Here is an 891-nt window from a genome sequence, read left to right on the forward strand (position 1 = left end):
TTATAGTTTTCAAACATCCCAAATCCATCTGTAGCAATAATCAACATAGAAACACTTCGTGGACCTATACCTGGCACACTCCTGATATTACCAGCCATTTTTGCGTAGTGCTGCTTTATCAAACCTTCTATCTGGAGCTCTTTATCTTTGATCCTTTTATCGTAGCTTTCCACTTCTTCTTTTATTTCATTGTATAGTAGATCTTCTATTATACCTGCCGCCTGAAATGCATGCAATTGGTTGGACAACATCTGCCTGCGTTGCTTTAGCCCTTGAAGATAGGTCTCCAGATTACGGATGCTTTGAATTACTTCAGTAGCTGGCGCCCACAGTTTAGGAGTAGTCATTTGCGCAAACTCTGCTATTACCATCGCATCTTTCTGGTCTGTCTTTGCCCGAGACCTACGCATCTGTGCATACCTGCGTATCACCAATGGGTTGACTACTGAAACTTTTACTCCTGAATCATAAATAAATCTTGCCAGTTGGAAATAATAAGGTCCTGTAGCCTCCATTGCTACATGGGTGCCCACAATATGTGGCAGCATATCCATAAAACCTTTACTATTGTTTGCAAACCTGCTCTTGAAAGCTAATTTGCCTTCTTTTAAAACTGCAATGTCAAAATAATCCTTTGAACAATCGATACCTGTTACCATATTTGTATTGTATTATGGATCACAGCAGTTCTTATCGTGACTTATCAATCGTAAAAACAGGCTCCTAACGCCTAATGAACTGTCCAAGTTGCAATAAGAATGAGAGAAGGGGACAAACATTTCGAAGAGTGTTTATTGACTAATGACGGACTAAAATCTTGCTCCTTCTCTCTGCTGGATCTTTTTAAACTGAACAAAATTATATTCTGTTTAATATTATCCAAATATATTC

General features: G+C 38.6%; 1 protein-coding gene. It reads right to left on the reverse strand.

Annotated elements, in window-relative coordinates; all coding sequences use genetic code 11:
- Positions 1-659, reverse strand: a 659-nt coding sequence (locus G5B32_RS16925) for an IS110 family transposase (RefSeq protein ID WP_165292669.1), incomplete at its 3' end; no start/stop codon positions are given.
- Positions 660-891: the final 232 nt, after the last annotated feature.

This window comes from Sphingobacterium sp. SGL-16, from assembly GCF_011043515.1.
Lineage (GTDB): Bacteria > Bacteroidota > Bacteroidia > Sphingobacteriales > Sphingobacteriaceae > Sphingobacterium > Sphingobacterium litopenaei.